Source organism: Shinella sp. HZN7, assembly GCF_001652565.1.
Lineage (GTDB): Bacteria > Pseudomonadota > Alphaproteobacteria > Rhizobiales > Rhizobiaceae > Shinella > Shinella granuli.
On record NZ_CP015736.1, the window covers coordinates 346,574 to 364,523 of the forward strand.

The 17,950-nt window shown below is 63.0% G+C and carries 19 protein-coding genes; 17 read left to right on the plus strand and 2 right to left on the minus strand.

From position 1 onward, the window contains the following. Positions 1–82: 82 nt before the first annotated feature. From shn_RS01705 to shn_RS01765, 13 genes are all read left to right on the plus strand, one after another. Positions 83–1,309: a flagellar hook protein FlgE gene (locus tag shn_RS01705; protein ID WP_064328895.1), complete on the plus strand. Its 1,227-nt coding sequence runs from the start codon at positions 83–85 to the stop codon at positions 1,307–1,309. Positions 1,310–1,353: 44 nt separating this feature from the next. Further along, on the plus strand, positions 1,354–2,766 hold the full coding sequence (flgK, locus tag shn_RS01710) for a flagellar hook-associated protein FlgK (protein WP_064328896.1): 1,413 nt from the start codon (positions 1,354–1,356) through the stop codon (positions 2,764–2,766). Positions 2,767–2,769: 3 nt separating this feature from the next. Further along, a complete protein-coding gene (locus tag shn_RS01715; RefSeq protein ID WP_064328897.1) occupies positions 2,770–3,810 on the plus strand; it encodes a flagellar hook-associated family protein in 1,041 nt (346 codons plus the stop codon). A 38-nt stretch (positions 3,811–3,848) separates the two neighbouring features. Then, entirely contained in the window at positions 3,849–4,202 is a 354-nt protein-coding gene (flaF, locus tag shn_RS01720; protein WP_064328898.1) for a flagellar biosynthesis regulator FlaF, read from the plus strand. Continuing rightward, positions 4,199–4,645, plus strand: coding sequence for a flagellar biosynthesis repressor FlbT (gene flbT, locus shn_RS01725; protein ID WP_024270944.1), 447 nt, complete (start codon positions 4,199–4,201; stop codon positions 4,643–4,645). The genes flaF and flbT overlap by 4 nt, the downstream gene beginning before the upstream one ends. After that, complete coding sequence (gene flgD / locus shn_RS01730; RefSeq protein WP_064328899.1) at positions 4,639–5,088, plus strand: flagellar hook assembly protein FlgD; 450 nt, start codon at positions 4,639–4,641, stop codon at positions 5,086–5,088. The genes flbT and flgD overlap by 7 nt, the downstream gene beginning before the upstream one ends. Next, entirely contained in the window at positions 5,085–5,351 is a 267-nt protein-coding gene (fliQ, locus tag shn_RS01735) for a flagellar biosynthesis protein FliQ (RefSeq protein ID WP_064328900.1), read from the plus strand. Before flgD ends, fliQ begins: the two co-directional genes overlap by 4 nt. A 200-nt stretch (positions 5,352–5,551) precedes the next feature. Next, the gene (gene flhA / locus shn_RS01740; RefSeq protein WP_064328901.1) at positions 5,552–7,639 is read left to right on the plus strand and encodes a flagellar biosynthesis protein FlhA; all 2,088 of its coding nucleotides are present in this window, start codon (positions 5,552–5,554) and stop codon (positions 7,637–7,639) included. Next, a complete protein-coding gene (fliR, locus tag shn_RS01745) occupies positions 7,636–8,388 on the plus strand; it encodes a flagellar biosynthetic protein FliR (protein WP_064328902.1) in 753 nt (250 codons plus the stop codon). The genes flhA and fliR overlap by 4 nt, the downstream gene beginning before the upstream one ends. A 2-nt stretch (positions 8,389–8,390) precedes the next feature. Then, entirely contained in the window at positions 8,391–8,789 is a 399-nt protein-coding gene (locus tag shn_RS01750) for a hypothetical protein (RefSeq protein ID WP_064328903.1), read from the plus strand. A gap of 284 nt (positions 8,790–9,073) precedes the next feature. Beyond that, a complete protein-coding gene (locus tag shn_RS01755; RefSeq protein ID WP_064328904.1) occupies positions 9,074–9,631 on the plus strand; it encodes a rod-binding protein in 558 nt (185 codons plus the stop codon). A 15-nt stretch (positions 9,632–9,646) separates the two neighbouring features. Then, positions 9,647–10,015, plus strand: a complete 369-nt coding sequence (locus shn_RS01760; protein WP_064328905.1) for a hypothetical protein — start codon at positions 9,647–9,649, stop codon at positions 10,013–10,015. After that, a complete protein-coding gene (locus shn_RS01765) occupies positions 10,012–10,542 on the plus strand; it encodes a hypothetical protein (protein ID WP_064328906.1) in 531 nt (176 codons plus the stop codon). Before shn_RS01760 ends, shn_RS01765 begins: the two co-directional genes overlap by 4 nt. Positions 10,543–10,584: 42 nt before the next feature. Here shn_RS01765 and shn_RS01770 read toward each other — a convergent pair whose 3' ends face one another. Continuing rightward, a complete protein-coding gene (locus shn_RS01770) occupies positions 10,585–11,388 on the minus strand; it encodes a WecB/TagA/CpsF family glycosyltransferase (RefSeq protein ID WP_064328907.1) in 804 nt (267 codons plus the stop codon). Between the two features lie 525 nt (positions 11,389–11,913). Between shn_RS01770 and folD the strand changes: the two genes are divergently transcribed. After that, positions 11,914–12,813, plus strand: coding sequence for a bifunctional methylenetetrahydrofolate dehydrogenase/methenyltetrahydrofolate cyclohydrolase FolD (folD, locus tag shn_RS01775; protein WP_064328908.1), 900 nt, complete (start codon positions 11,914–11,916; stop codon positions 12,811–12,813). Positions 12,814–12,888: 75 nt separating this feature from the next. Here the strand turns inward: folD and shn_RS01780 are convergent, their stop codons facing one another. After that, positions 12,889–13,917 carry a substrate-binding domain-containing protein gene (locus tag shn_RS01780; RefSeq protein WP_064328909.1) on the minus strand — a complete coding sequence of 343 codons (1,029 nt, stop codon included), beginning with the start codon at positions 13,915–13,917 and terminating at the stop codon, positions 12,889–12,891. Between the two features lie 329 nt (positions 13,918–14,246). Between shn_RS01780 and shn_RS01785 the strand changes: the two genes are divergently transcribed. The 3 genes from shn_RS01785 (at position 14,247) to shn_RS01795 (ending at position 17,933) form a co-directional block, all read left to right on the plus strand. Further along, entirely contained in the window at positions 14,247–15,587 is a 1,341-nt protein-coding gene (locus shn_RS01785) for an ABC transporter substrate-binding protein (RefSeq protein WP_371328595.1), read from the plus strand. Between the two features lie 188 nt (positions 15,588–15,775). Beyond that, positions 15,776–16,786, plus strand: a complete 1,011-nt coding sequence (locus tag shn_RS01790; RefSeq protein WP_064328910.1) for a carbohydrate ABC transporter permease — start codon at positions 15,776–15,778, stop codon at positions 16,784–16,786. A 1-nt stretch (position 16,787) separates the two neighbouring features. Beyond that, entirely contained in the window at positions 16,788–17,933 is a 1,146-nt protein-coding gene (locus tag shn_RS01795; RefSeq protein ID WP_064328911.1) for a carbohydrate ABC transporter permease, read from the plus strand. Positions 17,934–17,950: the final 17 nt, after the last annotated feature.

Below are 17,950 nucleotides of genomic sequence, written 5' to 3' on the forward strand. Positions count from 1 at the left end.
CGGGGAAGGCGGACCCCGGCAGCCAGCTTCACGCAAGGCCCGTCCCATAGGGTCCTGGTGACGAGACGAACGGGGAAATGACATGAGCCTCTACGGTACGATGAGAACGGGTGTTTCCGGCATGAATGCGCAGGCGAACCGCCTGAGCACGGTTGCCGACAACATCGCCAACGCGAACACGACGGGCTACAAGAAGGCCTCGACCCAGTTCTCCTCCCTTATCCTGCCCTCCACCGGCGGCGCCTACAATTCCGGCGGCGTCAACACGAGCGTGCGTTATTCCATCTCCGCACAGGGCACCTTCACCTACACGACCTCGGCGACCGACCTTGCCATCAACGGCAAGGGCTTCTTCATCGTCCAGGGTTCGGACGGTGTCGAATACATGACGCGTGCCGGCGCCTTCACGCCGATGAACGACGGCACGCTGCGCAACTCCTCCGGCTTCACGCTGATGGGTTATCCCTATTCTTCCACGGAAGATCCGACGATCGTCATCAACGGCTTTGCCGGCCTTGAGCAGATCAACCTCTCATCCGGCGAACTGAACGTGAAGGCGTCCGAAAAGGGCTATCTGCACACCAACCTGCCGTCGAATGCGGAGGATCCGTTCTCCAAGACCACCTCGCTCGTCGCCTATGACAGCCTCGGCAACACCCGTAAGCTCGACTTCAAATACTCTACCACGGCCACGCCGAACGAATGGAGCCTGGAAGTCAGCTATACCGACCCGGCCACCGGCACGGTTACGCCGCTCCTGGCGCCGACGACCCTCACCTTCGATACGGACGGCAAGCTTGTCTCGCCGACGGACATCACCCTGGACGGCCCGACGCCGATCGGCGGCGGTATCCTCAATCCGCTCGAAATCTCGATCGGCGGCGCGGGCGGCGGCAGCACGCAGCTTGCCGCGGACTTTGCGGCCAAGGGCGACATCGACGGCATCGGCCCGAGCGGCGTTGCCGGCTACGAGATCAGCGACGACGGCATCGTCTACCTCAAATACGAGAACGGCGACCTTGCGCCGAAATACCGTATCGCCATGGCGAACGTGCAGAGCCCCGACAACCTCAAGCCGCTGCCGGGCAACGTCTACGCGCAGAGCAGCGATTCGGGCGTCGTCGTCATGGGCTACGCCGGTAACGGGGGCTACGGCACCATCATCTCCGGCGCGCTGGAAGACTCCAACGTCGACATCGCCGAGGAACTGACGAGCATGATCGAGTCGCAGCGCAACTACACGGCCAACTCGAAGGTCTTCCAGACCGGTTCCGAGCTGATGGAAGTCCTCGTCAATCTGAAGAGATAAGCCGGCATGACGCCGCGCATGCATTCGAGAGTTAGGTAGATCCGATGTCGCTTTCAGCAGCAATGAAGACTGCTCAGTCCAGCTTCTCCAACGTAGGCCTGCAATCGGCCGTCGCGTCGAAGAACATTGCCAATGCAAGCAACCCGAACTACGCACGCCGCGCGGCGATCCTCGCCACGGCCTCCTCCGGTGCCACCGTGGTGGAAACGCAGCGGGCCCAGAACGAGGCACTGCTGAAGCAGAACCTGCTCTCGATCTCCAAGTCGAGCGGCCAGGATACGCTTCTGGCCGGTCTCACGCAGATGAAGATGATGATGGGTGGCGAGGACTATGAACTCGCCCCCTCCACCTATCTGGCGAAACTGCGCGACAATCTCCAGACCTTTGCCGACAAGCCGAGCGAAGTCTCGCTCGCCGAAACGGTGGTGTCGGATGCGATCGACGTCGCAAACTCGCTGAACAGCACCTCGAACGCCCTGCAGAAGTTGCGGGCCGAGGCAGACGCCGACATCAACACGGCGGTGGTGGAACTCAACCGCCTGCTCAAAGAATTCAAGACCTACAACGACAAGGTCCGCCAGGGAACGGCCGCCGGCACCGACGTCAACGACGCGCTCGACCAGCGCGACAAACTGCTGACGGGCATTTCCGCAATCATCGGTGTCACCACGGTCAACCGTACGAACAACGACCTTGCGCTCTATACCAGCGACGGCACGGTCCTGTTCGAGACGGTGCCGCGCACCGTGAGTTTCCAGCCGTCGACCACCTTCACGGCGGCCGTCGACGGCAACCAGGTCCTTATCGATGGCGTGCCGGTCCAGGCAGGCGCCGGTGGCAACACCAGCGCGCAAGGATCGATCCCCGCCCTCCTGCAGGTCCGCGACTACGTAGCGCCGATCTTCCAGAAGCAGCTCGACGAAATCGCCCGTGGCGTGATCGAGGTGTTTTCCGAAGGCGGGATGGAAGGGCTCTTCATCAGCAACGGCCTGCCCGCCGTCACGGATCCGGGTCTGGCCGCGGTCATCAAGGTCAATCCCGACGTCATCTCCAGCGAGGGCGGCAACCCCACGAAGCTGCGGGACGGCATCAATGCCGTCTACAACACGGACAACAATGCCAGCTTCTCCGAACTTCTGAACGGCTATGCGGCCGCCTTCGAGGCGCCGATGCCCTTCGATCCGGATGCGTCCATCGAAACGACGACGACGATCCTGTCCTTCTCGACCAGCTCGGTCGGCTGGCTGGAAGAGATCCGCAGCGCCGCGACGACGGCCGGCGGGGACAAGGCTGCGCTGCTCGGTCGCACCCAGGAAGCCCTTCTCAATGTGACGGCCGTCAGCCTCGACGAGGAATTGGCCCTGCTTCTCGATCTCGAGCAGTCCTACAAGGCCTCGGCCAAACTCGTGGCGGCGGTCGATGAGATGATCGCCGCTCTCCTCCAGGCGGCGGGGTAAGTTATGAAGACTTCTTTCGTTTCCAACATGTCCCTTCAAAATGCGATGCGGCTCACCGTGGCCAGCGCGCAGAAGGAGATGCTGCAGCTCCAGGAAGAAACGGTCACCGGCCGTCACGCCGATGTCGGCGCCGTGCTGGGCGCCAAGACCGCACGCACGCTGAACCTGCACCGCGATCTCCAGCGCATGGAATCGCTGAAGAGCACCAACGCGCTCACGACGCAGCGCCTTGCCGCCTCGCAGGAGGCGCTCAGCCTGATGTCGACGGCGGCGAACGATGCGATGGGCGTGCTGATCGCACTCTCCGGCATCACCTCGCAGGACCAGCTCAACCTTGCCAAGGAAAACCTCGGCAACGCGCTTTCCACCTTCACCTCGGCGGCCAACACCTCGTTCAGCGGCGAATATCTCTTCGCCGGCATCAATACCGACGTGATGCCGCTGAAGGATTACCTGCAGGACCCGGCTTCGGACGCGAAGACCGCCTTTGATGGCCTTTATGCGACCCATTTCAGCGCAATCGCCGACGAAGACATCACGCCAGCGCAAATGCAGGCGTTCATGGACGATCTCGAAGACAGTTTCATGGGCCCCAATTGGCAGGGCGATTGGTCGAACGCATCCGACGAAAACATGCAGAGCCGGATCAGTGCCGCCGAGACGGTGCAGAGTTCTACCAATACCAATGTAGACGGCATGCGCTATATGGCGCTCGGCCTCGTGCTGGGGCAGGAATTGCTGGCGCGCGGCATCAGCGAGCAGACCCGCAAGGCCGTCAGCGACGCGGCGATCGACTATATGGGCCGCGCGATCTCCGGCATCGACGGCGAGCGTTCGAAGCTCGGCATTTCCGAAGCCCGCGTCAGCCAGGCCAATGCCTCGCTCAATGCCCAGGTCGCCATCCTGAGCACCAGCATCAAGGACATGGAAGGCATCGATACCTACGAGGCGGCGACGCGCGTCACCACGCTCGAATCGCAGCTTTCGCTTGCCTACACGCTCACGTCGAGGATCCAGAACCTGAGCCTGCTGAATTACCTCTGATGAACCAGAGGGTACGGACACACATGAAGGATGTCTGAATGTACCAGTTTTCATATGCCGAGATCATGGAGGAAGGCGTCGCCGTCTCGAAAGATCGGGAACGGCAGGTCCTCGATCGGTCGATTGCGCTCCTGAAAGCGGCAATGGCCAGCGATGGCGGCAACCAGGGCCGGGAGGCCATCGAGGCGATCTACTTCACGCGCCGCGTCTGGATCCGCTTCATCGAAGATCTCGGAGATCCGGAGAACCAGCTCGAGGCCGAGCTTCGGGCCAACCTTATCTCGATCGCCATCTGGATACTCAAGGAAATCGAGAAGATCCGCAAACGCGAATCCTCGAACTTCCAGGGCATCATCGACATCACCACCATCATCAAGGATGGCATCAAATGAAAAGTACACTGCGTATATCGCTGAAATCCGGTGAGCGCATCTTCGTCAACGGCGCAGTCCTGAGGGTCGATCGCAAGGTCGCGATCGAGTTCCTCAACGATGTCACGTTCCTTCTGGAAAACCACGTCCTGCAGCCGGAACAGGCGACAACGCCGCTTCGCCAGCTCTATTTCATCGCGCAGATGTCGCTGATCAACCCGGAAGGCGCCGAGCAGTCGATCGCCATGTTCCGCAAGTCGGTCATCATGCTGCTTTCCTGCTTCAAGAACGAGGAAGTGCTGGCTGAACTCAAGCGCGTCGATGCGCTCGTCACGCAGGGCCGCGCCTTCGAAGCGCTGAAGGCGATCCGCGCGCTCTACCCGATCGAGGATCGCATCCTCAACAACCAGGAAATGGCACCGGCCACGATCGAACAGATCCGCAGGGAGATTGCACCATGGTAACGCCCGTCGGCGCCGCATCGGCGGCAGACAAGCCCTATGTGCCGACCGTCACCGGCGCCGAATCCGGCACGGACGAACGCTCGGCGACCATCAACTACGAGAGCTTCCTGAAGCTGCTCGTGGCGCAGATGAAGAACCAGGATCCGACCGAGCCGATGGACGCGACCCAGCAGATGGCGCAGCTTGCGACCTTCTCCCAGGTCGAGCAGACCATCAAGACGAACAAGAACCTGGAAAGCCTGCTGCAGCGCACCTCGCTGCAGGAAGCCAACTCCGTCATCGGCCGCACCGTCACCAGCGAGGACGGCAAGATTTCTGGCGTGGTCACGGAAGTCACGCTATACAATGACGGCATCGTCGCGACGCTTGATTCGGGCAAGACCCTCGTCATCGGCCCCGGCGTGAAGGTCAGCGAAACCAAGGCGAGTGAGCCCGAAACGTGAATGAGGCAGACGCCCTCGACATAGCGCAGGCTGCCATCTGGACGGTGGTCGTGGCCTCCGGCCCGGCCGTGCTTGCGGCCATGATCGTCGGCGTCAGCATCGCCTTCCTGCAGGCGCTGACACAGGTGCAGGAAATGACCCTCACCTTCGTGCCGAAAATCCTGGCGATCTTCGTGACGATCGCCATCTCTGCCCCCTTCATCGGCTCGCAGATCTCCATTTTCACCAACATCGTCTTCTCCCGGATCGAGAGCGGCTTCTAGTTCCAGGCTTGGAGCGTGGATGCTCGGCTCAAGGCCGAGCATGACGGAGGGCAGACGAAGCCGTGGTCAATGCGCCGCGCTGCGACATGTGCACCTCCCTCTGCCACCCTCGCGCAAGCTTCGCCCTGTAGGTCATGAGGTGAAATGGGCGACGCGTGTGACGCGCCGCCGCCTCTCATGACGAGACGGGACGCATTCAGATGGCGCAAGTACCGGCAATAAACCTTCCGAAGGTCAGCCCCAGCGGGCGCGATATCGCGTTCGCCGTCGGCATCCTGACGATCCTGTCCATCCTCTTCCTGCCGATACCGGTCTTCATGATCGACATCGGCCTGGCGTTTTCCATCGCCTTCTCGGTGCTGATCCTGATGGTGGCGCTGTGGATCCAGCGCCCGCTCGATTTCTCGTCCTTCCCGACCGTGCTGCTGATCGCGACGATGATCCGCCTGGCGCTCAACATCGCGACGACGCGCGTCATCCTTTCCCACGGCAACGAGGGACACGATGCGGCGGGCGGCGTGATCGCCGGCTTTGCCAGCCTCGTCATGTCCGGTGACTTCGTCATCGGTCTCATCGTCTTCATGATCCTCATCGTGGTGAACTTCATCGTCATCACCAAGGGTGCGACACGTATCGCCGAAGTCGGCGCGCGCTTCACCCTCGATGCCATCCCCGGCAAGCAGATGTCGATCGACGCCGACCTTTCCGCCGGCCTGATCGACGAGAAGCAGGCGCAACTGCGCCGCCGCGAGCTGGAAGAGGAAAGCTCCTTCTTCGGCTCGATGGACGGTGCGTCGAAATTCGTGCGCGGCGATGCCATCGCGGGCCTGCTGATCACCGCCATCAACGTCTTCGGCGGCATCGTCATCGGCTATTTCCGCCACGGCATGGAGCTCGGCGAAGCCGCCGACGTCTTCGTCAAGTTGTCGGTCGGCGACGGCCTCGTCTCGCAGATCCCGGCCCTCATCGTCTCGCTGGCTGCCGGCCTCATCGTCTCGCGCGGCGGCACCGCCGGCTCCACCGACCAGGCCGTCGTCAACCAGCTCTCCGGCTATCCGCGCGCGCTCTTCGTCGCCGCGGGCCTGATGATGCTGCTCGCCGTCATACCGGGCCTGCCCTTCTTCCCCTTCATGGTGCTCGGCAGCGTCATGGCCTTCGGCGCCTGGATCATCCCGCGCCGCATCGCCGAGGAAAACCGCGTCAAGCGCGAGCAGGAGGCCCAGCAGGTCCAGCAAAGCCGCGACCAGGAGAAGGATTCGGTCAAGTCGGTGCTGAAGACCGCGGAAATCGAACTCCTGCTCGGCAAGCAGGTCTCCACGCGCCTTCTCGGCGCGCACCAGGAACTCGCCTTCCGCGTCGGCAAGATGCGCAAGAAATTCGCCGGGCAGTACGGCTTCGTCGTGCCGGAAATCAAGGTGTCGGACGACATCTCCATCCCCGACAAGTCCTACCAGATCCGCATCCACGGCACGACGATCGCCTCCAACATCGTGCGCGTCGGTGAGGTGCTCGTCGTCACCGGCGGCGGGCGCAAGCCGAGCGTGCCGGGCGACGATATCCGCGAACCCGCCTTCGGCATGCCGGCCGTCTCGATCCTCGAAACCTTTGCGGACGACCTGCGCCGCGAGGGCTTCCACCCGATCGACAACGTCTCGGTGGTTCTCACGCACCTTTCCGAAGTCATCCGCAACAACCTGCCGCAGCTCCTGTCCTACAAGGACGTCAAGGTGCTCATCGAGCGCCTCGATCCGGAATACCGGAAGCTGGCCGACGAGATCTGCTCGTCGCACATGTCCTATTCCGGCCTCCAGGCCGTGCTGAAGCTGCTGCTCGCCGAGCGTGTCTCGATCCGCAACCTGCATCTCATCCTGGAAGCGGTCGCCGAACTCGCCCCGCATGTGCGCAAGACCGAGCAGATCGTCGAGCATGTGCGCATCCGCATGTCGCAGCAGATCTGCGGCGACCTCGCGGAGAACGGCGTGCTGCCGGTGCTGCGCCTCGGCAACAAGTGGGACATGGTCTTCCATCAGGCGCTCAAGCGCGACACCAAGGGCGAAATCGTCGAGTTCGACATCGATCCGCGCCAGCTCGAGGAGTTTTCCGAGCAGGCGACCCGGGTTATCCGCGAATTTCTCGATCGCGGCACGCCCTTTGTACTGGTCACCTCGCCCGAATCCCGCTCTTATGTGCGCATGATCATCGAGCGCCTCTTCGCCACATTGCCGGTTCTCTCGCATGTCGAGCTCGCCAAGGGCATCGAGATCAAGATCCTCGGCTCCATTTCATGATCACCGACCCGCAGGGCATGGTGCTGGCGCTGTTTGCCGCCTTCTGCCGTGTCGGCGGGTGCTTCATGCTGCTGCCGGGCTTTTCCTCCGCGCGCCTCACCGTCCAGATCCGCCTGTTCCTGGCGGTGGCGGTTTCCATGGCGGTGCTGCCGATCCTGTGGGACACGATCTATCCCCGCACGTCGGGCTCGCTCGACAACTACCTCCTGCTGATCGTCTTCGAGACCCTGACCGGCGCCGTCATCGGTCTCATCGCCCGCTATTATGTGCTCGGCCTGCAATTTGCCGGCACGGTGCTGACGATGATGATGGGCTTCAACGCGCCGCCGACGCCGGATGTCCTGGAAGACACGGCGGAGAACCAGCTGACGAACCTGCTCTCCTATGCCGGCCTGATGGTGCTCTTCATGCTGGATTTCCATCATGTCGTGATGCGGGCACTGGTGGAATCCTACAACGTCATGCCGATCGGCGCCGGCTTCAATCCGCAGAGCGCGCTGATCACGCTCACCGACACGCTGAGCCAGACCTTCATGATCATGCTGAGGCTCGCGAGCCCCTTCATCCTCTACGGCATGGTCTTCAACGTCGCCATCGGCCTCGTCAACAAGCTGGCGCCGCAGATCCCGATCTATTTCGTCTCGCTGCCCTTCATCATCACGGGGGGGCTGCTCCTGCTGTATTTCGGCGTCTCCTCGCTGCTCGAGATCTTTGCGGCCGGCTTCACCCCGGTCTTCCGGGGGGAATGACGATGGCGCAGAACCGCTCGGACAAGCTGAAGCGCCTCGTCAGCGTGCAGCGTCATCTGGAGAAGATGGCGGAGATCGACCTTGCCAATACCACGCGCCAGCGCGAGGAGGTGTCCGAGACGATGGAGATTGTCGCCGGCGCGATCAACTCGCTGGATCCGATCCACCGCAGTTTTTCGCGGCACTATTCCGGCCAGTACAGCAAATTGCAGCAGCAGGACCAGATGCTGGCCAATGTGCAGCAGATGCACGAGATGCGCGTGGTGCGCGAGCGCACCAAGGGCGACCGCATGGAAGAGCATCGCAAGGAGGCCCGCAACGCCGAGGAACGCGAGGCGGCCGACAATTCGATCTACGATCTGATCGACCAGCACATCGCCTACAAGGGCGATGACGACTAGAGTTTTGCGTCCGGAATAAGCCGCTGTAACGAAAGGCGATTTACCGCGGCCTTATCAAGCTTGCGTCAAAATGGATTTACCCTGCATCGCCGTCACGGCTTCGTCATCCGCCACCAGCCTCCCGTAAGGTTGAGCAGCGATAGTCGCATCAGGACGATGACGAGGTTTGTCGAAGCAGCCGCAAGCGCGGTGCGGAGGGATCCGATGTCCTGAACGGTCAGAAGCCGGCGAACCGCCATGAGGACGGGGTCGGCTGACGAGAATCACCTGAAAGGCTCAAGGACGTGGCAATTTCTCCCCCCAGCGACCTGGTGCTCGATGTCGTGCGCGCTGCCGACCCGGCCCAGGTTCAGGAAGCCCAAGCCAGGCTGAAATCGAACAAGGCCGCCTTCGAGGCGACGAGCCTTGCCGAGGCCGGCGCCGGCTTCCAGGCCACCGTCGGCAGCATTCTCAACCGGGATTCGGTCGGCGCCCAGTCGGCGCAGGGCGTTTCCGCCGTCGGCGGCAAGGTCGTGCCGGAGCATCTGCGCAAGTTCGAATCCATGGTGCTGCAGAACTTCGTGAAATCGATGATGCCGACCGAGAGCGAAGAGATCTACGGCAAGGGCACGGCCGGCGAGATGTGGCGCGGCATGATGGCCGACCAGCTCGGCGAGGCGCTCGCCAAGGGCGGCGGCATCGGCATCGCCGAGAGCCTCGCCAAGAGCAGCGGTATCGGCGCGGCCTCGCCCGAGAAGGACAGGAATACCGACCGGATCGCAGCCGGCATGGTGCAGGCCCTGCAGCGGCAAGCCTTTGCCGACCTGACGCCGGGCATCAAGGAACACGAGACGAAGATCTAAGCGGAGAACAACAAAATGGAACAGGCAAGCAACGAATTGCGGATCCGCACCGTCCTCGGCCGGCTCGAAACGATCATCGACAATGAGAACGACAATATCGGCCATGATCCCGATTTCGATCTTCCGACCTCGAACGCCCACAAGAGCCGATGCCTCTATGAACTGGCGATGCTGACGCGCGACGTGCGTCCGGACGAGGTGCCGCAGACCTTCTCCGGCCAGCTCGGCCGCGTGCGCGAGAAGCTCGCCATCAACGCCCAGCGCGTCTCCGCCCATCTGGAGGCCGTGCGCGAGGTCGTGACCATCCTGAAGAATGCCGTGCAGGACCTCGAGGCTGACGGCACCTATTCGCAGGAACAGTTCCGCCTGGGTTACGGCACATGATCAAGCTCATCGGCACCGGCGTCTGGATCGTCCTCATCACGCTCGGCTCGGTCTATTTCTCGCTGAAGATGGCCTCGGCTCCCAAGGTCGACACGGCGGCGGCCGAGCGCGAGGCGGCGCTGGAATTCGTCAGCGGATACACGACGACGGTGCCCGTGATCGGGGAGGGCGGCGTCAACGGCTACCTGCTCACCCGGCTCGCCTACAAGGCGAACAAGGACCTGGCGGCCAAGCAGACCGTTCCCCTGCCGCAGATGATCACCGACGAGCTCTATACGCTGCTGGTCGGCAAGAAGATGATCGACGTGGCGACGGTCGGCAGCTTCGACGTCGATGCCTTCCGCGGCATCGTCAAGGAAGGGCTGAACCGCCGTTTCGGAGCAGAGGTGATCGCCGAGGTCTATGTCGAGCAGATCGACTACATCACCACCGCCTCGGTGCAGGACCCCGCGCCCAAGCGCGGCCAGACCCTCATCAAGGGCGAGGTCCCGGCCGGCCAGCCGGCCGAGAAAAGCGGCGGGCACTAGAGCAAGTCCAGCAAGAGCGTGAAGCAGGTTTGGCCGGCCGCCTCAGAGCGAGCCGGCCTTTGCCGTATTGGCGCCGTCCCGCGCCATCATCGAGCCGGACAGCCTGTAGCGCAGCACATGGTAGGCAAAGGCGATCTGGGCCTTGCGCTGGGGCAGGCGCGACGGCTCCTTCACCAGCCGGTAGAGCCAGCCGAGCCGGAACCGGCGGATCGTCTCGGGCATCGGGGGCGTGCTGCCGGCGAGCGCGTCGAACAGCGGGCCAAGGCTGAGCACCAGCCGGGCATGGCCGGGCCCGACATGCCTGTCGATCCATTTCTCCTGCGCCGGGCTGCCCATGGAAACGAGCAGGATATCGACATCGGCCGCCCGCACCTGCTCCATGATCGCGTCCGACTGGCCCTCATCGAAATGGCCGTCGGCGATGGGCAGGAATTCGTGCCATGGCGTATGCTGGCGAAGAGTGTCCGCAGCGCGCAGCAGCGTTTCGGATTGCGCGCCGATCAGCGCGACGCGCATCGGCTTTGCGATATAGGTAAGGAGCGCCGGAACGAAGGCGATGCTCGTAAGGTTCGCCGGGAATCTACGGCCGTGGAACACCATGGAGGCGATGTCGACGCCGTCGCCATCCGGCAGGACGATCTGGCGTTCCAGCACGGCGCGGTATTCGGGATCGCGCATCATCAGATTGGCATTGCCGGCATTGATGAAGGCGATGACGCTCTGGCCGAACGGCATGGTCGCCACCTCCTCGGCGAAGGCAAAGGCGTCCGCCCAGCCGAGATCGCAGACCGGCAGGCCGAGAATGTCGCGCTGCGAGGCGGTGATGTTGCCGGACACGAGGTTCATGGCGAGGGTCCTTTCGAAACGGCCGCAGGCGGGCAGTGGCCGGCCCTCAAGGTCGTCATGACCTCGAAGGCGGCGTGTTCGACAGGATCCGTGGGATAGGGCGTCATGCTGCTCCCGCAAGGCTGCTATTGCTGCCTGCCGATTTAGCAAGTTCCCCTGAAAGGCCGTTTAAGGATTTCCCGAAAAGGCGGCGGACCGTATTCATCCATCGCTAACGATGATGGTTTTTCTCTGGAAATGCTTTTTAGAAACAATGATTTGCGGTTCAGTTTCCAGTTTCTCCAGGTCAAAGGAAGCCTGCAACCTGCATCAAAAAAGGACTTCCTGCCTGATGATGAGCGGTTCCGTCATGCCGCCGCCATGCCTTTCATCGCTGACAGGAAAAGACACATTCGCGGGCCGGATCCGCGCTTTCCGGCAGGATGCGCTTGAAATTATGCGTTTTGGACAGCATAGGGCGTTAAGAGGCCATCCCGCCGCGCGGGCGCCCCACTAGAGTGGGGCACTTCATTCAGGGAGAGAAATGTGACCACCATTATCGATGGGAAGCAGGTTGCCGCTTCCGTGATTGACACCGTGAAGTCCGCCGCTGCCGCCCTGGAGAAGGATGCCGGCGTGAAGCCCGGCCTTGCCGTCATCATCGTCGGCGACGATCCCGCCAGCCACGCCTATGTCTCCTCCAAGAGCCGCATGGCCAAGGAATGCGGCTTCACCTCCATCCAGCACACGCTGCCCGAGGAGACCACGCAGGAAGAGCTGGCCCGCCTCGTCGAGACGCTGAATGCCGACGAGACCATCCATGGCATCCTCGTCCAGCTTCCGCTCCCCAAGCATCTGAAGTCCGAGCCGATCATCCAGTCGATCCGGCCGGAAAAGGACGTCGACGGACTGCATGTCGTCAATGCCGGCAAGGTGGCGACGGGCGATCTCGACGGCGGCCTCGTTTCCTGCACGCCGGCCGGTGCCATGGTCTTCGTGCGTCGCACGCATGGCGATGATCTCTCCGGCCTCAATGCCGTGGTGATCGGCCGCTCGAACCTCTTCGGCAAGCCGATGTCCGCCCTGCTGCTGGCCGCGAACGCGACGGTGACGACCGCCCATTCGCGCACCAAGGACCTCGCCGGCGTCTGCCGCAACGCCGATATCCTCGTCGCCGCCGTCGGCCGCCCGGAAATGGTGAAAGCCGACTGGGTGAAGCCGGGCGCGACCGTCATCGACGTCGGCATCAACCGCATCGCCGCGCCGGAAAAGGGCGAGGGCAAGTCCCGCCTCGTCGGCGACGTCGCCTTCGACGAAGCCGCCAAGGTCGCCGGCGTCATCACTCCGGTTCCCGGCGGCGTCGGCCCGATGACCATCGCCATGCTGATGGCCAATACCGTCATCGCCGCCTATCGCAAGGCCGGCAGGACCCCGCCGAAGTTCTGAACGCCCAGCGGCGTTTCGCGGCAGGCGCCCCCGCAGTCGAGCTGATTTATAATGGCGTCCCCGAAGGGCGCCGTTTCATTTCCCCGCCGGTGCCGGTCCGGTCGAGGCGCGCACGATGAGGTCCGCCTTCCAGAGCTCCTGCTGCGGCAAGGTTTCGAGCGTCAGGATGTCGGCGATGAGGCGGCGGGCGATGCGCTGGCCGGCGGCGCGCAGCGACGAGCGGGTCGTCGTCAGCGGCACCATGAAATTCTCCGGTTTCAGCATGGGCAGCACGTCGTCATGGGCGATGAGCGAGATGTCCGTGCCGAGTTTCAGCCCTGCCTGGTTGATCGCCCGGACGGCGCCGAGCGCCAGGACCGTGCTGGAGCACAGGACCGCGGTCGGCGGCGTCTCGAGCTGGAGGAAGCGCTCCATGGCGCGAAACCCGTGTTCGTCGGTCATCTGCGAATGCTGCACGCAGTCCTCGCGCAGCGTGAGGCCGTGCTCGGCCAGGGCCTGCACGGTGCCCTTCTTGCGACGGATCGAGAAGGCGAGGTAGTCCGGCCCGTTGATCAGCGCGAAATGCCGGTGGCCGAGCTGCGCGAGCAGCCGCGCGGCATCGTAGAAGGCACCGGTATTGTCGATGTCGAGATAGGGATAGTCCGTCGGCACGCCGATCGACCGGCCGTGCACGACGAAGGGCGTCTTCAGGGTCTTCATCATGGCAATGCGCGGATCCTTCTCGCGCATATAGGCGAGGAACAGCGCATCCACATTGCCGCTCGCCACCAGCCGCCGGCAGGTCGCGACCTCCTCTTCCGGGTGGCTCGGATTGATGACGAAATGAAAGTCGTGCTTGACCGCCTCGTCGCCGAGGCCGGCGAGGAACTCGCCGAAATGCACGTCGGATTCGATGCCGTCGGCCGTCGGCATGACGAGGCCGATCGAGCCCGCCCGGCCGGTCGCCAGCCGCTGCGCCGCGCGGTTCGGCCGGTAGCCGGTCTCCCGGACGGCATCCAGCACGCGCTGGCGCGTCTCGGCATTGACCTCCGGGTAACCATTCAACGCTCTGCTCACGGTTGTCTGGGAGAGGCCCAGCAACTGCGATAATTGCTTGAGATTCACATGCTTGGCTTTCTTGAAACATTCGAAGCGCTTTGGATGTCTTCTCTCCTCATTCCCTGGATATGTCCCAAAGCGTTTCGGCATCTAACATCAGCAAATCATTTAGGAAAAGCGTATTTGGCCTTTTTGCGCCGCAAAACTACGCTGCACTGCGTTAAATCCGGCGTTTTTATCGGCAAAGCCTTGAGGGGTACTTGACGAGGCTCGGGGGGAAATGGGATGAAAGGAAATCCAAAGCGCTTTGAATTTTGGGGTATTTTAGAGGATGCCTGCCCCGGGAGAGGGCGGGTTTGCTATGGGAGGCAAATCTCGTGAAAAAGACATTGCTGATGACGGCCGCGCTCGCTCTTTTGATGGCGGGCGGCGCTGCTGCGGCCGACTTGAAATTCCAGCCGGGCGAGGATGCCAAGTTCAACTGGCAGAGTTTCGAGGATTTCAAGAAGGGCCACGACCTCAAGGGCCAGACGCTGACCATTTTCGGCCCCTGGCGCGGTGAGGACGAGGCGCTGTTCAAGGTCGTCTATGCCTATTTCACCGAGGCGACGGGCGTCGAGATCAAATATTCCTCTTCCGAGAACTACGAGCAGCAGATCGTCATCGACACCCAGGCCGGCAGCCCGCCTGACGTCGCCATCCTGCCGCAGCCGGGCCTGATCGCCGACCTTGCCTCCAAGGGCCACCTGACCCCGCTCGGCGACGAGACCAAGCAGTGGCTGCTCGACAACTATGCCGCCGGCCAGTCCTGGGTCGACCTTTCGACCTACAAGGACAAGGACGGCAATGCCGCGCTTTTTGCCTTCCCCTACAAGATCGACGTGAAGTCCCTCGTCTGGTACGTGCCGGAGAACTTCGAGGACGCCGGCTATGAAGTGCCGAAGACCATGGAGGACCTCAAGGCGCTGACCGAGCAGATCGTCGCCGACGGCGGCACGCCCTGGTGCATCGGCCTCGGCTCGGGCGGCGCCACCGGCTGGCCGGCGACCGACTGGGTGGAAGACCTGATGCTGCGCACGGCTTCGCCGGAAACCTACGACAAGTGGGTGACGAACGAGATCCCCTTCACCGATGCCTCGGTGGTCGGCGCGCTCGATGAATTCGGCTGGTTCGCCAAGAACGACAAGTTCGTAGACGGCGGCGCGGCGGCGGTCGCCTCCACCGACTTCCGCGACAGCCCGAAGGGCCTCTTCGCCTCGCCGCCGAAGTGCTACCTGCACCACCAGGCCTCGTTCATCCCGTCCTTCTTCCCGGAAGGTACGGTGGTCGGCGAGGATGCGGACTTCTTCTACATGCCGCCCTATGCCAGCAAGCCGGAGCTCGGCAACCCGGTGCTCGGCGCCGGCACGCTCGCCATGATCACCAGGGACACGCCGGCCGCGCGCGCCTTCATCGAGTTCCTGAAGACGCCGATCGCCCATGAGGTCTGGATGGCGCAGACCAGCTTCCTGACGCCCTACAAGAGCGCCAACAAGGAAGCCTATGCCAATGCGCCGATGAAGAAGCAGGGCGAGATCCTGCTCGATTCGACGACCTTCCGCTTCGACGGCTCGGACCTGATGCCGGGCAAGATCGGAGCGGGCGCGTTCTGGACCGGCATGGTCGATTTCGTCGGCGGCAAGTCCGCGGCCGATGTCGCCGGCAGCGTCCAGAAGGCCTGGGACGCCATCAAGTAACATCCCGGCGAACCGGCCGGCAGCCGCCGGCCGGTTTTCCCGAGCATGCGAAAGTGCAGCCGGACCATGCGGTGATGAAGCCGCGTGAGCGGTCGGCGCCGCGTCAGAAGACGGCAGGCAAGCGACTGAAGCCGCAGTGCTGCGCGAGAAAAAGCCGTAGGGGACGTTTCCCAGGGGGAGGGACTGCCATGCAGCAATTGTTATTCGCCATCTTCACGATGGTCGGGGGCGTTCTCGCCTGCGTCGTCTATTTCTTCGGAACGAATTTCCTGCTCGACAAGATGTTCCCCTCCAAGGGGCTGACGGGCGCGCAGGCCTCGAAGAACCTGCGCATCACCAATGCCATCCGACCCTGGCTGTTCATGGCGCCCGCGCTCTTCGCGCTCGCGGTCTATCTCGTCTATCCCGTCTTCGAATCCGTCCGGCTTTCCTTCCACAACCGCTCCGGCCAGCAGTTCGTCGGCTTCAGCAATTTCGCCTGGATGATCAATGACGGCGAGTTCCGTCAGTCGATCTTCAACAATTTCCTCTGGCTGCTCGTCGTGCCGGCCCTCTCCACCTTCTTCGGCCTGATCGTCGCCGCGCTGACCGACCGCATCTGGTGGGGCAATATCGCAAAGACGCTGATCTTCATGCCGATGGCGATCTCCTTCGTCGGCGCCGCCGTCATCTGGAAATTCGTCTACGACTACCGCGCCGAAGGCTCCGAGCAGATCGGTATCCTCAACGCCGTCGTCGTCGCTTTCGGCGGCACGCCCGAGGCGTGGATGACCATTCCTTTCTGGAACAATTTCTTCCTGATGGTCATCCTGATCTGGATCCAGACGGGTTTTGCGATGGTCATCCTCTCGGCCGCGCTGCGCGGCATTCCGGAGGAGACGATCGAGGCGGCCGTCATCGACGGCGCCAACGGCTTCCAGATCTTCTTCAAGATCATGGTGCCGCAGATCTGGGGCACGATCGCCGTTGTCTGGACGACGATCACCATCCTGGTGCTGAAGGTCTTCGACATCGTGCTCGCGATGACGAACGGGCAATGGCAGACGCAGGTCCTGGCGAACCTGATGTTCGACTGGATGTTCCGCGGCGGGGGCGATTTCGGGCGCGGCGCGTCCATCGCCGTCGTCATCATGATCCTCGTCATCCCGATCATGGTCTGGAACATCCGCAACGCCACCAAGGAAATGGAAGGCCACTGAGATGATCGCCTCGTCCCGTTCGCCGCTTGTCTTCGTCGTCCACCTTTCCGTCCTCCTGCTCGTCGCGCTCTGGACGCTGCCGACCGCCGGTCTCCTCATCTCCTCGCTGCGCGACAAGGACCAGCTCGCCGTTTCCGGCTGGTGGACGGCGCTCTCCACCTCCTCGCAGAACCTCACCGGCCGCGCCGCTTCGCCGGAGACACAGGTCGAGCGCGACGGCAAGTTCGTCATCGCGGGCAGGCTGATCGAAGAGGGCGATACAAAGGTCTCGGCCTTCGGCTTCCGCCCCTTGCAGCCGACCGCCTTCGAAGCGGGCGCCGAGGCCGATATCGGCGACGGCCAGACGCTGACCGTCAGGGAGGACGGCAGCTACGAGATCGTCTCGCCGACGAAGATGGAAGGCACCCGCGGCCAGCGCATCTTCTACACCGCCTCCGTGCCGCCGCGCTTCACGCTCGACAATTATCGAGAAGTGCTGAATGCCGAGGGCATCGGCGCCTCCTTCATCAATTCGCTGACGGTGGCGATCCCCGCCACCATCATCCCGATCCTCGTCGCCGCCTTCTGCGCCTATGCGCTTGCCTGGATGCCCTTCCCGGGGCGGGCGATCCTGATCGCCGTCATCGTCGGCCTGCTCGTCGTGCCCTTGCAGATGTCGCTGATCCCGCTGCTCCGGCTCTACAATGGCGTCGGCGCCTTCTTCGGCGTGCCGGCAAAGACCTATGTCGGCATCTGGCTCGCCCATATGGGCTTCGGCCTGCCGCTGGCGGTCTATCTCCTGCGCAACTACATGGCCGGCCTGCCGCGCGAGATCATGGAATCGGCCCGCGTCGACGGCGCGTCCGATTTCGATATCTTCGTCAAGATCATCCTGCCGCTGTCCTTCCCGGCGCTCGCCTCCTTCGCCATCTTCCAGTTCCTGTGGACCTGGAACGACCTGCTCGTCGCCATGGTCTTCCTCGGCGCGGGCAATGAGGAGCTGGTGCTGACCGGGCGCCTTGTGAACCTCCTGGGCTCGCGCGGCGGCAACTGGGAAATCCTCACGGCCTCCGCCTTCATCACCATCGTCGTACCCCTGATCGTCTTCTTCAGCCTGCAGCGCTATCTCGTGCGCGGCCTGCTGGCGGGCTCGGTCAAGGGCGGGTGACGGCTTTCGAAAACAGG